We start from the raw sequence: 14828 nt of genomic DNA on the forward strand, positions 1-14828 counted from the left end.
GTAGTTTGAGAGGCATTAAAATAAAGCGAGAGTGTAGTAGTAAATCGGTGCGCTGACGAATGAGAAATTATATGGATAAAGCGACATTCAGATAAATTCAACTAATAACCAAAACTGTGGTACAGCCTTTACCTTATAAGTGAAAACAGTAACAATATGCAGCGAATGTCAAATTGAAGTACAGACTCGACAATGACCCACGAATACCAAGACCTGATCACCATTTTCAATCACACCTTTTTAGACCAATTTAATACTAAATTAGAGCGAGGTGGTGACGAGCCCATTTATCTCCCAGCGAATGATGAACATCCTCATCATCGGATTATTTTTGCTCGGGGTTTTTATGCTTCGGCACTGCATGAGATTGCTCATTGGTGTGTCGCCGGTCCAGAACGTCGCTTATTAGAAGATTTTGGCTATTGGTATGAGCCCGATGGACGCACGGCCGAAGTTCAAGCTGAGTTTGAGAAAGTTGAAGTGCGCCCTCAAGCATACGAATGGATTCTGGCACAAAGTGCTGGCTTCCCTTTTACTGTCAGTTGTGACAATCTACACGGCGATTTTGAACCAGATAGGCTTGGTTTTATGCAAAAAGTGCATAAAGAAGTGTTAGGTATTTTGGAAGCAGGACTGCCGCCTAGGGTAAAAATGCTCTCGGAAGCATTACGTGCTTTCTACCACACTAAGCCGCTGGAAACGTCTGACTTTATACCTAAGTAACCTCGAGATACACCATGATTATTGAATTTGAAGAAAAACTATTAGAGTTGATTGATGCGCGCATTGAAACGGCATCTGATGATGAATTATTTGCTGGTGGTTATCTACGCGGTCACATTTCTCTGTCTGCGGCCTCTTGTGAAGAAGAAGGCATTAATGATATCGAGGAACTCAAATCTCGTATCACGCACAGTATTGAAGAAGCTCGTACAGAGCTTAGCCCTGCAGATCGCAGTATTGTGAATGATTTATGGCAAGAGCTCCACGCTCAAGCTTGATCCGAACCACAATATCTTCCCTATTCTTAAAGATTGCATTTATTTCGAAAAATTTGACTCTCTCCATAAAATTTTTGTGGTTGTAGCGTAACTGTTCAAGTTTTATTCTGCTTAGTATGAAACCTGAACAAAGGACGACAACCATGAAAATTATCGCATTTGGCGCTTCTACTAGCTCAACTTCAATCAACAAAGTGCTGGCAACTTACGCCGCGAACCAAATCAAAGACGCTGAAGTGGAAGTTTTGGACTTGAATAATTATCAAGTACCGATGTTTAGTGAAGACAAAGAGAAAGAAATTGGTCAAGCAGAAGGAGCCAGCGCTTTTTTGCGTGACCTAGCGAAGGCTGATGCCATTATTGTTTCGTTCGCAGAGCACAATGGCTCTTATACGGCGGCGTACAAGAACTTATTTGATTGGGCGACGCGTATAGACAGTAACGTGTTCCAAAATAAGCCAGCGGTTTACCTTGCAACGTCTCCGGGGCCTGGAGGGGCACAAAGCGTATTAGCTGCAGCAACGGGCGCAGCACAGTTCTTTGGTGCGGAGGTGAAAGCGTCGCTATCGATACCAAGTTTCTATGAAAATTTTGATGTGGAAGCGGGTCAGGTTTTGAATCAGGAAGTCGCAGAGCAAGTGAAGCAAGCGGTGGCGAAATTGGCGTAAAGCCAACCAGATTCAGATTCCCGAACACGGTGCTCAGCCGTGAGCGGGAACCTCGATATTGCGCGTCGATTAAAGTTTCGTAATCGCTTTACCTTTGCGTAATTTGCGTACCCACATCCGACTCGGATGAAGGCCAGTTAATACATCAACAGGCAGTGGTAGAGGATCGCCACATATTTGCGACGCTAACACTTCAGCCAATAGTGGCGCAGAGCTCAAGCCGCGCGAGCCTAATCCTAAAAAGCAGAAGAGGTTAGGGTAATGGCGAATCGTCTCTACTTGGTCTTGTTTCTTGCCCTGTAAATGGGCGTATTGTGCCTTGATAGTCTCGAAGCCACTCACGTTACCCACAAAAGGCAAATGGTCGCGGCTGACGCAACGAATGGCTTGGCGAGATAAATTGTTGCTGATATCTACTTCTTTTGTCCATTGCTGGTTTGGTATGCATTGGAGGAGTTTTTTCGCATTATCTTTTTGTGCGCTTGCATCAAACTCATAATCTAAGTGGTTGCGGTCATAGCTTGCACCAATACAAAGGTGTTGGTTGCTCGGGTTAACTGGTGTCATGTAACCGTCGTAGCACAGCACGGTTTTTAACTTAGATAGCGTTTCTGTTGCTGGAGCATGGCTTACTTGTCCTTTCACTTTGCCCATGGGTAGATCCGCCGTTTGGCTTAGGGCTTGAAATTCATGACCATTGGCGATGACCACGACAGAATGTTCGAATGTCTGAGCATTCGCAGTCAGAGCCCAGAGTTGGTTGGTATCACTCCATTCTAATGACTCTACGTTATGTTCAAATTGAACACTGAAGAGGTTCGTTTGTTCCAGTTGGGTAATTAAGCCGCCAGTCAGTTCAGCAGGACATAACCAGCCCCCCAGAGGGTAGTGCACCGAAGCCATATCAATGGGTAAACCGATTTTCGCCGTAGTATCTTCAGCAGATAACTTGTGGATTAATTCAGGTGGAAAATTACCATTCAGCATTTTTCCTAACTTCTCTGCGGATTTTTCATCCCACATCAATTGCGTGACGCCGCACCAGTCATGGTCGAACTCAATACTTTCTGCTGCTTGCTCTACAAACTGGCGAGCAAATAAAAAGGCGGGGGCAAAGACGCGAGAGACACCAGCATGTGGACCATTTAATAGGGGATACACTGCGCCTTGTCGGTTGCCCGATGCGCCTTTTGCTGGTTGCGTGTCTTTACAATAAAGCGTCACGTTTTGACCACGACGAACCAGCGTCTTCGCTAATGCCGCGCTCGCAATGCCACCTCCAATGATGGCAATCGAGTCATGGTTTGTTGCTGCTGTTCGATGGAACCAAGGTAAGTGATTGGAGTGCATGTTGCGCTGCTCCATTGAGCCGGCGATCATGTCACGTTTGGTACCAAAGCCTTTGACTTTCTTCATGGTGAAGCCAGCGTCATTCAGGCCGCGACGAACAAAGCCCGCGGCAGTAAATGTCGCGACCGTACAGTCTTGCTTCGCCAGTTTTGCCATGCCATCAAACAAGTGTTGGTTCCACATTTCTGGATTTTTACTGGGTGCAAAGCCATCAAGGAACCACGCATCGGTCAGGCCGTGCTCTGTGTAAGGTACTTGTGGCATGCAGTCTTGGATGTCACCAAACCAAAGGTCGAGTGTGACGGCGCCATCTTCTAGCACAATGCGGTGGCACTCAGGCACCGCTGCTGGGTAGTACTGTTGCAGCTTTTTCGCATATTCAGCTAATTCTGGCCACGCTTCATGCGCTTTTTTTAAGTCGGCTTTGCTTAGAGGGTATTTTTCAAAGCTAATAAAATGCAGCTCTTTGAGTGGTGCTTCTGGGGAATTATGGCGAAATTCGCGAAACCATTGCCACACAGCTAAAAAGTTCAATCCAGTGCCAAATCCCGTTTCACTAATAACAAAACGTCTTTGTTCGAACGTCTGCCATCTCTCTGGGAGGTGATTTTGTTTTAAGAAAACGTAGCGTGTCTCTTCAAGACCGTTTACGTTAGAGAAGTAAACATCATCAAATTGGTCTGAAACCGGAGTACCAGCTTCGTTCCAACCAAGTTCTGCGTTTTTTATTGAAGTCATAATGGTGCAAATTGTGATTTGGCGCGGTAAGAATGGGGCGATTGTACGAATTTATGGGAAAGCTGACCACTTTTGTTGACTATCTTAGTTATCATCTAGCGGATTTTTGAATTATAGGAATGTCATAATGAAACGAGTCGTAATCACCGGTATGGGTATTGTTTCAAGTATCGGTAACAACGTCGAAGAAGTTCTAGCGTCTCTTAAAGCGGGCAAATCTGGCATCACTGCATCTGAGCAGTTCAAAGAACACGGTCTTCGTTCGCAAGTATGGGGTGATCTGAAAATCAACCCAGCGGAGCACATCGACCGTAAGCAGATGCGCTTTATGGGTGATGCGGCGGCTTATGCATACCTATCAATGGAGCAGGCAATCGCAGACGCTGGCCTAACAGAAGATCAAGTTTCAAACGATCGCACCGGTATCGTTGCTGGTTCTGGTGGTGCTTCTGCATACAACCAAACAGTTGCAACAGACACGATGCGTGCGAAAGGCGTAAAACGCGTGGGCCCTTACATGGTTCCTCGCACGATGTCATCAACGGTTTCGGCTTGTTTAGCTACGCCATTTAAGATTCGTGGTGTGAACTACTCAATGAGCTCCGCTTGTGCAACATCAGCACACTGTATCGGTCACGCGATGGAGCTGATTCAGCTTGGCAAGCAAGACATTGTTTTTGCCGGTGGTGGTGAAGAACTTGATTGGTCTCAGACTATGATGTTTGACGCGATGGGCGCCTTATCAACGAAATACAACGACACACCAGATAAAGCCTCACGTACTTACGATGTCGATCGTGACGGGTTTGTGATCTCTGGCGGCGGCGGCATGCTGGTGATCGAAGAGCTTGAACATGCACTGGCACGTGGCGCGAAAATCTACGGTGAGATCGTCGGTTATGGTGCGACATCAGACGGCTATGACATGGTAGCACCATCAGGTGAAGGCGCGATCCGTTGTATGAAGATGGCGATGCAAGACGTTGATGGTGTGGATTACATTAATACGCACGGTACGTCGACGCCAGTCGGTGACGTAAAAGAGCTTGGCGCTATTCAACAACTATTTGGTGAAAAGAGCCCTGCAATATCTGCGACAAAAGCAATGACAGGTCACGCTCTTGGTGCAGCGGGCGTGCATGAAACTATTTACTCTACGCTAATGCTAGACAAAAACTTCATTGCTCCAAGCATCAACATTGAAAACTTGGACGAAGCAGCTCAAGGCTTAGATATCGTGACAGAAGCTCGCGATGCAGAACTGACGACTGTGATGTCAAACAGTTTTGGCTTTGGCGGCACAAACGCAACTTTGGTTATTAAAAAATACCAAGGTTAACTGAATGTATTGGAGCCTTGACGCAAAGTGATATTGACTCCAATAAAGCAGTTTCCAGAGCTTGATCAGTGACACTGATCGAACAGACGCAGACTCTATCCCATGGAGAGCGGGATAGGATCCTTTTGTTCTGGAACTTTGCCCGGCTATTTTAGCCGGGCTTTTTCTTTTCTAATTTTCCGTTTTGGTTACGCTATTTCTTGAGATTCTCAGGGAAAAGGGCACAATCTCTGTACCCAGACCCCTTATCCCCTCAGACTTTGACGGGATACAAACTCTTAAAAATGGATCTTAGAAACGCTGGCGCTATGAAAATTATTGTTGATGAAAATATGCCGTACGCTGAAGAGCTCTTCGGCCAACTCGGTGAAGTGATTCTAAAACCGGGTCGTACTTTAACCGCGGATGACCTAATGGATGCCGATGCGCTGATGATTCGCTCCGTAACCCAAGTCAATGCAGCGTTACTAAGCAAAGCAAGCAAGCTTAAGTTTGTCGGTACCGCAACGGCAGGCATGGATCATGTTGACCAAGCGCTTTTACAAGCAAAAGATATTTCTTTCACTGGCAGCGCCAGGATGTAACAAAGTTGGCGTGGCCGAGTACGTATTTAGTGTGATGATGGTGCTAGCACAACAACAAGGTTTTTCTATTTTTGATAAAACCGTTGGTATCATCGGTGCTGGTCAAGTGGGGAGCTACCTAGAGAAATGTTTGAAAGGTATGGGCATTAAGGTACTCATCAATGACCCATTCAAACAGCAAGAGGGAGACCCTCGCACCTTCACTCCGTTAACAGAGCTGATTGAAAGCTCAGACATCATTACACTGCACACGCCAATCACCAGAGATGGTCCATATCCAACTCATCATTTAATTGATGAAACCGTTTTAAACTCGCTTCGTGGTGATCAAATTTTGATTAACGCCGCGCGAGGTCCAATCGTTGATAACGCCGCATTGAAGCAACGCCTGTTGAAAAACGACGGTTTCACCGCAGCGCTGGACGTCTTTGAATTTGAACCAGAGGTTGATATGGAGCTTCTGCCTCTGCTAGCATTCGCCACCCCTCACGTTGCAGGCTATGGCTTGGAAGGGAAAGCTCGCGGTACCACAATGATTTTTAACAGTTACTGTGAGTTCTTAAATAACGAATTACGTGCGCACGCCAGTGATTTGCTGCCAACCGCGCCTGTGCCAACAATGGTATTGGACAGAGCTTGGGATGAAGCAACACTGCATAACATCACGCAGTTAATCTATGATGTGCGTAGAGATGACGCTCTTTTCCGTCGTGAGATCAGTAAGCCAGGCGCTTTTGACCTAATGCGTAAAAACTACTGGGATCGCCGTGAATACAGCGCTGTCACGCTAATGGGTAACCAAAAATGCAATCTTGCCCCATTAGCAGAATTAGGTTTTCAGATTGAGGTAAGTCAATGAGCCAGCAATACAATGTTGCCATTTTTGGTGCGACCGGTGCGGTCGGTGAAACAATTTTAGAAGTGCTTCAAGAACGTAAATTCCCAGTGGATAAAATCCACCTTTTGGCAAGTGAACGCAGTGAAGGCAAGGCTTACCGCTTTAATGGTAAAACTATCCAAGTACAAAACGTAGAAGAGTTTGATTGGTCTCAGGTTCACATTGCATTCTTCTCTGCGGGTGGTGAGCTATCGGCAAAGTGGGCGCCGATAGCGGCAGATGAGGGCGTTATCGTCATCGATAATACGTCACACTTCCGTTACGAGTTCGACATTCCTTTGGTGGTGCCAGAAGTTAATCCAGAAGCGATTGCGGAATTCCGTAACCGCAATATCATCGCAAACCCAAACTGCTCGACTATCCAGATGCTGGTGGCACTAAAGCCAATCCATGATGCAGTAGGGATTGAGCGTATTAACGTATCGACTTATCAATCGGTATCTGGTGCGGGTAAAGCAGGGGTGGATGAACTGGCAGGTCAAACGGCAAAATTGTTGAACGGACTTCCAGCTGATAAGGCGCAGTTCTCTCAACAGATCGCATTTAACTGTATTCCTCAAATCGATCAGATGACAGAAAACGGCTACACCAAAGAAGAAATGAAAATGGTGTGGGAGACGCAGAAGATCTTCAATGATCCAACGATCACCGTGAATCCTACCTGTGTTCGTGTACCAGTATTTTACGGCCACGCAGAAGCGCTGCACATCGAGACTCGTTCACAAATTGACGCACAAGAAGTAACCAGCTTACTTGAGCAAACGGAAGGTATTGAAGTTTTCCCGAGCGATGACTTCCCAACTCAAGTTCGTGATGCGGGTGGTAAAGACCATGTCATGGTTGGTCGAATTCGCAATGATATTAGTCATCATAGTGGTATTAATTTGTGGGTGGTTGCTGATAACGTACGTAAAGGTGCAGCAACAAATGCCGTCCAAATCGCAGAAGTACTGATCCGCGATTACTACTAAGCGAATTCAGCGACTCACTTCAAAGCCTCACACGGTGTGAGGCTTTTTTGTACGAATGGAACAAAATTGTGTGAGATTAGTACGAATATGGCGAGAACCACACAAATTTTATCTTCAAGGCTATAGTTTTGCATCCTATATCCGATATATTTGTCCGATCATTATTTTAAATTATATTTAGCACAAAACTGAGCCTTCTATGCGTCAAAATTATAAGCGTTTGTTAGCAGCCCTTGTGTTGATGAGCGCGACTCAGACATCGTCAGTGGTTCAAGCCGAAGGAATTCGTCTTGTCGGCCCGTCTGGTGAAGTGCAATCATCTCCAAGTTATGCTGAAGAGATTGAGCGAGCATTACCGACTCCTCCTATCAATACCCAGCCTTCACGTTTCTTTGGCCCAACTGGTGAAAACCAAACGCTATGGTCGATTGCTACAGAATTGCGGCCTTCACGTGGTGCTACCGTTCAACAAACGCTTCTCGCCATTTATCGCATTAACCCTCAAGCGTTTGATAAGCAGAATATTCATGAGCTAATTCCTGGAAGCCGACTTCGTGTCCCTTCATTAGAGCAAGTGCAAAGCGCGACAACAGAACAAGCCGTTGCCATCATGAAGGCGCATGAGGCACGCTTAAAACAACCTAAGCCCGCTAATAAACCAGCGCCAACAGAACGAGTGGCGGAACCAGAAAAAACCCAAATCAAGGTGGTGCCTAAATCTGAGCCTCCTCAAGCAAAAACCGTTGCGCCTGTACAGCCAGATCCTATTCAAAAAACGATACCTGTCATGCCAGTTCCGCCTGTGAACACATCTCCACAGGGCGAAAAGCAGGTCAGCGAACTGAAAGGCAAGCTTCAAGGTTCTCAACATGAATTGGAAGCACTAGAAGAGAAAAACCATCGCTTACGTTTGATGCTGTCAGAGGTACAAAGCGAAGTTGAAACGTTGAAAAATGAGCTTAATGACGAAGCGCGTATTCGAACCGAGGTAGAAAAGCTTCTGGAAGAAGAACGCCAGCGTCTTGCCGAACAGCAACGTATGCAGCCAAGTATGATGGATAAAATGTTGTCCAACGGTTGGTTAGTTGGCTTAGCAGCTCTTATTCCTGGAACATTACTGGCTTTCTTAGTGGTTATGTTATTAGGACGTCGCTCTAAAGAGAAAAGTGAAGAGTCAGCAACTCAGGGTACTCAAGACACCGATCCATTAGCGACACCGATTGCCCTAACGGGAACGGATGAACTTGATGAAGAGTTAACGCTCGATGATGATTTGTTCGCGAATGATGACGCCGAGGAGCTGACTGATCAAGAAGTGACACCAGAGATAGAAGAGGATGTCTTTGCTAACCTTGACGACGAAGAGCTCGACTTTAATCTAGAAGGGGATGATGACCCATTTGCAGGTATCGGTGACGACGGTAACCTTGAAGTAGGTTCGGATGAGTTTGAATCATCGAGCAACGGTATCAAGGTCAATGGAGCAGAGAAAGCACTTGGCTTAGAAGAAATGGAGCGTGCACTTGATGAGGTTGCGCCAGAATTAGCAGTGCTTGATGATGAGACTGATTTTGATCTCTCAGACAATGATAGCACTAATGCTGATTCTCTATCAGAAGATGCCTTTGCTGAGCTACTTGCTACTGATGGGCCGTCAGAAGAGATGTCGCACGACAGTGTTGATCAAGCTCTGCTTGATGATCTGTTTGCCGAGCTTGGTAGTGACGACTTAGATCTCGATATTGATAAACCGGCATTAAAACAGTCAGTATCAGAGGATGATTTTACCGCGGGTGAAGCATCTGATGATGATATTGATAAGTTATTGGCCCAATACGAACCGTCAGTCACTGAATCGTCTGAACCAGAAGAACCAGAGCTTGCCACAAGCGATGATGATACCAGTCTTGGCCAAAACAGCACTGAACTGTTGGATGAGCTTGTTGACTTTGATGAAAATGAAGACGATGAAGAGTTTGACCCACTTAATGAACTAGAAGCGCTCTCTGGTTTCAAAGGCGATGACAGCATCGAAGAGTTGGATGCTGATAGCACGGATCTACTGGATGAATTGCTCGGTGAAGACATTACTCCAGAAATTGAAACAGAAACCACGACCGAGCAGGATCCATTTGATGATCTGATTCGAGAAGATGAAGAACCCGAGCAAGACCCATCAAATGAAGAAGACTTATTAGCGTCACTTGGCTTTGATGGACTTGAACCTGAAGGAAAACCATCTCCGACGACTGAGCCAGAGCAAATTGAACAAGAGCCAGAAGTTGAATCCGGCCTAGACCTTGATGCGCTAGTGAGTGAAAGTCAGCCAGACGAGAAAGAGCAGCAAACGGTTGAAACCGAGCGAGTTGAACCATTAAATAACAATGAGCTCTCAGGAGAGTTAGAACAACACTCTCCAAAGCACGATCCTGTAATGAATGATCTGGATGACGTATTTGAATCAAACAGTGAAGACGTTCAGCCGACAGAACAAGAAAGTGCAGACTTTGCTGCCGAGCTAGATGCATTATTTGACGGCTCGGAAGAGCCAGAAGGGCGACTTGATGAGCCGCAGAGCGACGTGGAAGATGCCCTTCAAGACGATAAGCGCTTCGACGAGGAAGTCGCACCGGAGTCGCCTGTAGATCAAGCAGTAGAACAACAGCCACAAGCTGAAGAGGCGCCAGCATTTACTCCAACGCCAAACATGATGGAGAATGAATTCGGTGTTCCACAAGAAGAAGATTGGTTACTGGACCAAACAGAGCCGGAAACTGATATTCAACACGAGCAAGAAGCTGTGGTTGGCAATGAGCCTCAACGCTCAGAGGTAGAGGCGGTTACCGAAGCGGGATCCGATCTCAACGTCGATGAACTCGATTTGCCTGATCCCCGTAGTGAAGAAGATGCGCAGGCGTCTGTGGCGGACGAATCGGCTTCCGAAACGGTTGACTTAATTGAGCCTCAAAACGCGGAAACAGAACCGGTTATTGAAGCGGAAGACGAATTCAACTTTGATGAGCTTGAACTGCCAGAGTTCAGCGAAGAAGATGCGCTGGCGTCGATGGCGGATGAGCCTAAATTGTCTGACTCTGAAATGGCAGACGTTGAGCCAACCTCTGATGAAGACGAAGATCTTAGCTTTGACGACCACGACCTTCCAGAGTTTAATGAAGAAGACGTCATGGCTTCTTTGACAAATGAAGGTTCGTTGAAGCAAGCAGAGTCGCCAGAAAAAACCAGACCGATAATTCAGGCAGATAACGATCATGATGCCTTATTTGATGTCTTCGCCCAGCAGAATAGTTTTGATGCCGAACCCGAGTCGCATCTCGTCACTCCAAATCAGGAATCGATAAGTGACTTTGACGAATCAGCAATGGCGAACTTGCTTGCAGAAGATGCTCAATCAGAAGTGTTTGATAGCAAGCTCGATAGCGACACTATCGCTAGTGCGGGCATGGATTTTGAGACGATGCTTGATGTCGGTGATGATTGGGATGGTTTCAAACCAGCTTCGAATAGTTCTGCTTTTAGCGAAACAGAAGAAGTACCTGAAGACCAGCGTGACGTTTGGAATTCGATGGATGCACTCAGCCAGCCTGAAATCACGAAAGAAGATTGGGCTGAGCAAAATAACTTGGATGACTTTGATCCGAAGAAAACTCAATTCATGACGATTGATGAGCTGATGGCTCAAGTCGACCAAGAAGGCGACGATTTCGAAGAGGAAGACTTAAAACTGGACGTTGGGTTAAATGAGTTTCCTGATGTGATTGGTGATATCGGTGATGTTGATGTTGATACCAACGCAGAAGCCACGGGAAAACTCGACTTAGCAAAAATGTACCTTGAAATGAATGACCCTAAAGGGGCGATTAAGTTGCTAGAAGAGGCGATTGTTTACGGTGAAGATGATATTCGCCGTGAAGCAAAGGGACTCATTGACGCGATTAATGGTCGATAAATCAAAGAGGGTAGCGTTAGCTGCCCTTTTTGTATCTGGAAGGACTTACGTATATACTTCCCGCCCCATTTTAGAGTTCGAAGGTTAAGATGAGAATCGCATTAGGTATCGAATACAACGGTACAAACTACTTTGGTTGGCAGCGCCAAAGGGATGTGGAAAGTGTTCAAGAGGCGCTAGAGAAAGCGTTATCTGTCGTCGCCAATCATCCCGTAGAAGTGCAGTGTGCGGGGCGTACCGACGCAGGGGTCCATGGTACCGGGCAAGTCGTTCACTTCGATACCAACGTAAGTCGAAAAATGGTAGCTTGGACTATGGGTGCAAACGCGAACATGCCAAGCGATATTGCGGTTCGCTGGGCGAAACACGTATCAGATGATTTCCACGCGCGATTCTCAGCGACAGCGCGTCGTTATCGTTACATTATTTTCAATCATGCTCTGCGTCCAGGTATCCTCAACTCAGGGGTTAGCCATTACCATGGTGAGTTAGACGAGAGAACAATGCACGAAGCGGGTCAATACCTGTTGGGTGAAAATGATTTTACTTCATTCCGAGCGGCGCATTGTCAGTCTCGAAGCCCATTTCGTAACTTGATGCATCTAAACGTGACGCGTCATGGAGATTATGTGGTTATTGATATCAAAGCCAATGCGTTCGTGCATCATATGGTACGTAACATCACGGGGAGCTTGATAAAAGTCGGACGTGGTGAAGAAAGTCCAGAGTGGATTGAGTGGTTGTTAGAGGCCAAAGACCGCAAACTGGCTGGTGCGACTGCGAAAGCTGAAGGTTTGTATTTGGTTGACGTGGACTATCCTGAAGAGTTTGGCTTACCAGAAGTTCCGATTGGTCCACTGTTTTTACCAAATAATTTGAACTAAATTCACAAACTGCTTCCAAAATGTCGGTAGTGTTTAGCCTAGAGGCCGTTGTTGACGATATCAAAAATAGGTACAACCAGTTTTTTATCTACAGTAGCGGCAATATATGGTTTAATTCCTCGTTATTATGTCGAATTTATATCTTTCGTAATACAGCGTAAGATTTGAGAGAAAAGGTCTTCCATGAGTTGGCTTGAAAAGATTTTAGAGAAAAGTAACCTTGTAAGTTCACGTAAAGCTTCAATCCCAGAGGGGGTGTGGACTAAATGTACCTCTTGTGAGCAGGTTTTATACCATGCAGAGCTTGAGCGCAACCTAGAAGTTTGCCCTAAGTGTAGCCATCACATGCGCATGAAAGCGCGTCGTCGTTTGGAAACATTCTTAGATGAAGGCAATCATGTTGAACTAGGCACTGAACTTGAGCCACAAGACAAACTGAAGTTTAAAGATTCTAAGCGATACAAAGAGCGTCTCTCAGCAGCACAAAAAAACAGTGGTGAAAAGGATGCGCTTATTGTAATGCAGGGTGAGCTGCTAGGCATGCCACTCGTGACATGTGCGTTTGAATTCTCCTTTATGGGAGGGTCAATGGGCTCTGTCGTCGGTGCTCGTTTCGTTAAAGCAGTCGATGCGGCAATTGAAAACAACTGTGCGCTGGTTTGTTTCTCGGCAAGTGGTGGTGCACGTATGCAAGAGGCATTAATGTCTCTAATGCAAATGGCGAAAACCAGTGCTGCGCTTGAGCGTTTGTCTGAGAAAGGCTTGCCATTTATTTCGGTACTGACTGATCCAACAATGGGTGGCGTATCGGCGAGTTTGGCAATGTTAGGCGATATCAATATTGGTGAACCTAAAGCTCTGATCGGTTTTGCTGGTCGACGTGTGATTGAGCAGACAGTACGTGAAGACCTTCCTGAAGGCTTCCAACGTAGTGAATTCCTCCTAGAGCATGGTGCGATTGATATGATTGTTGACCGCCGCGAGATGCGTCAACGTGTCGGTGGTTTAATCGCTAAGATGACGAACCATAAATCTCCTTTGGTCGTTTCGGTTAACGAATCTCCAAATGAAGAACCATATTCTGTACCAGAAGTCGACGAAAAAGGGTAAAGTAACAACTAACATAAACCAAAGAATTTGATGGTTACAGTTAGATGACCCAAAATCCTATTCCTCAAGCCACATCCTCTTTAGAGGTGTGGCTTGACTATTTAGCAAATATTCATTCTTCAGCAATTGACCTTGGCTTAGACCGCGTCCAAGCGGTGGCAAACAAAGCCAACCTCACCAAACCTGCTCCTATTGTTATCACCGTTGCCGGCACCAATGGTAAGGGCTCAACGTGTGCACTAATGGAAGCGGTTCTGTTAGACGCTGGTTACTCTGTAGGCGTGTATAGTTCTCCCCACCTTATTCGCTATAACGAGCGTATACGCATCAACGGTGTCGATGTACAAGACAGCAAGCACTGTGAAGTATTTGATTACATCGAAAAACAGCGCGCCGATATCAGCCTAAGCTTATTTGAATTTGGCACATTAGCCGCATTGCGTATTTTTCAAGTAGAAAAAGTTGACGTTGTATTGCTCGAAGTGGGCCTTGGTGGTCGCTTAGATGCAACGAACGTCGTTGAGCATGATGTTTCCGTGATCACGAGTTTAGCCATCGATCATGTGGAGTGGTTGGGTGACGATATTAATGTGATTGGTTTCGAAAAAGCGGGGATCTACCGTCCAGGGAAACCAGCAATTTGTGGTCAATCAACGCCTCCAGCGACCGTAGCTGCACATTCGGATGATATAGGCGCGGAGTTTTTCCAAGTTGGTATTCAATATGATTATCAGTTAACGGAGAACGGGTGGAAGTGGAGTTGCGGGGCATTTGGGTTAGAAGACTTACCTATCCCATCTCTTCCTCTGCCAAACGCGGCGACGGCATTGATGGCGTTGGGTGCATCAGAATTGCAAATCAGTGACATAAACATCGTAAATGGTTTGAATAATGCTCGACTTGCGGGTCGAATGCAGGTGCTGCAGAACGATCCGACGATCGTACTTGATGTTGCACACAACCCGCACTCTGCTGAATACTTGGTCGAGAAAGTGAAGCACCAATATTTGGGTAAGAATATCCATATTGTGGTCGCGATGCTGCATGACAAAGACATTCAAGCAACCATTGAAGCGCTAACTCCAATTGCAACACAATGGTATCCAGCGTCGTTAACCGGACCGAGAGCGGCGACAGCTGGTGAGCTGTGCCAATACTTACCTGATGGACAAGCTCAGTTCCAAACACCTGTTGATGCATTTGAACATGCGAGAGAAAGCTCGAAACAAGAAGACGTCATTTTAGTGGTTGGTTCATTCCATACTGTTGGAGAGGTATTGGAACATTGGCAATCAAAGAATAAATAAGCAAAGGTATT

General features: G+C 46.1%; 10 protein-coding genes and 1 pseudogene. 10 read left to right on the top strand and 1 reads right to left on the bottom strand.

Annotation, left to right across the window (positions count from 1 at the left end):
• The first annotated feature begins 192 nt into the window (after positions 1–192).
• The 3 genes from AC3D28_RS01990 to AC3D28_RS02000 all read left to right on the top strand — a co-directional run bounded on the left by AC3D28_RS01990 (position 193) and on the right by AC3D28_RS02000 (position 1669).
• On the top strand, positions 193–723 hold the full coding sequence (locus AC3D28_RS01990; RefSeq protein WP_488535368.1) for an elongation factor P hydroxylase: 531 nt from the start codon (positions 193–195) through the stop codon (positions 721–723).
• Between the two features lie 14 nt (positions 724–737).
• Positions 738–1001, top strand: coding sequence for a YfcL family protein (locus AC3D28_RS01995; protein WP_098416110.1), 264 nt, complete (start codon positions 738–740; stop codon positions 999–1001).
• 143 nt (positions 1002–1144) lie between these two features.
• Positions 1145–1669, top strand: coding sequence for an NADPH-dependent FMN reductase (locus AC3D28_RS02000; RefSeq protein WP_098416109.1), 525 nt, complete (start codon positions 1145–1147; stop codon positions 1667–1669).
• A gap of 69 nt (positions 1670–1738) precedes the next feature.
• On the opposite strand, the gene mnmC is transcribed toward AC3D28_RS02000, so the two are convergent.
• A complete protein-coding gene (mnmC, locus tag AC3D28_RS02005; protein ID WP_488535369.1) occupies positions 1739–3757 on the bottom strand; it encodes a bifunctional tRNA (5-methylaminomethyl-2-thiouridine)(34)-methyltransferase MnmC2/FAD-dependent 5-carboxymethylaminomethyl-2-thiouridine(34) oxidoreductase MnmC1 in 2019 nt (672 codons plus the stop codon).
• Positions 3758–3884: 127 nt separating this feature from the next.
• Between mnmC and fabB the strand changes: the two genes are divergently transcribed.
• The 7 genes and pseudogenes from fabB to folC all read left to right on the top strand — a co-directional run bounded on the left by fabB (position 3885) and on the right by folC (position 14817).
• Positions 3885–5096: a beta-ketoacyl-ACP synthase I gene (gene fabB / locus AC3D28_RS02010; protein ID WP_098416107.1), complete on the top strand. Its 1212-nt coding sequence runs from the start codon at positions 3885–3887 to the stop codon at positions 5094–5096.
• Positions 5097–5404: 308 nt separating this feature from the next.
• Positions 5405–6539: pseudogene (locus AC3D28_RS02015) on the top strand (4-phosphoerythronate dehydrogenase).
• Positions 6536–7549 carry an aspartate-semialdehyde dehydrogenase gene (locus AC3D28_RS02020; protein WP_098416106.1) on the top strand — a complete coding sequence of 338 codons (1014 nt, stop codon included), beginning with the start codon at positions 6536–6538 and terminating at the stop codon, positions 7547–7549. Before AC3D28_RS02015 ends, AC3D28_RS02020 begins: the two are co-directional and overlap by 4 nt.
• 199 nt (positions 7550–7748) lie before the next feature.
• Entirely contained in the window at positions 7749–11516 is a 3768-nt protein-coding gene (locus AC3D28_RS02025) for a FimV/HubP family polar landmark protein (protein ID WP_488535370.1), read from the top strand.
• Positions 11517–11605: 89 nt separating this feature from the next.
• Positions 11606–12400: a tRNA pseudouridine(38-40) synthase TruA gene (gene truA, locus AC3D28_RS02030; RefSeq protein WP_488535371.1), complete on the top strand. Its 795-nt coding sequence runs from the start codon at positions 11606–11608 to the stop codon at positions 12398–12400.
• 183 nt (positions 12401–12583) lie between these two features.
• Positions 12584–13510 (top strand): acetyl-CoA carboxylase, carboxyltransferase subunit beta, encoded by a 927-nt coding sequence (accD, locus tag AC3D28_RS02035; RefSeq protein WP_098416103.1) that lies wholly within the window; start codon positions 12584–12586, stop codon positions 13508–13510.
• A gap of 44 nt (positions 13511–13554) precedes the next feature.
• Positions 13555–14817, top strand: coding sequence for a bifunctional tetrahydrofolate synthase/dihydrofolate synthase (gene folC / locus AC3D28_RS02040; protein ID WP_488535372.1), 1263 nt, complete (start codon positions 13555–13557; stop codon positions 14815–14817).
• The last annotated feature ends 11 nt before the right edge of the window (positions 14818–14828 follow it).

Source organism: Vibrio sp. TAP-3B, assembly GCF_057784735.1.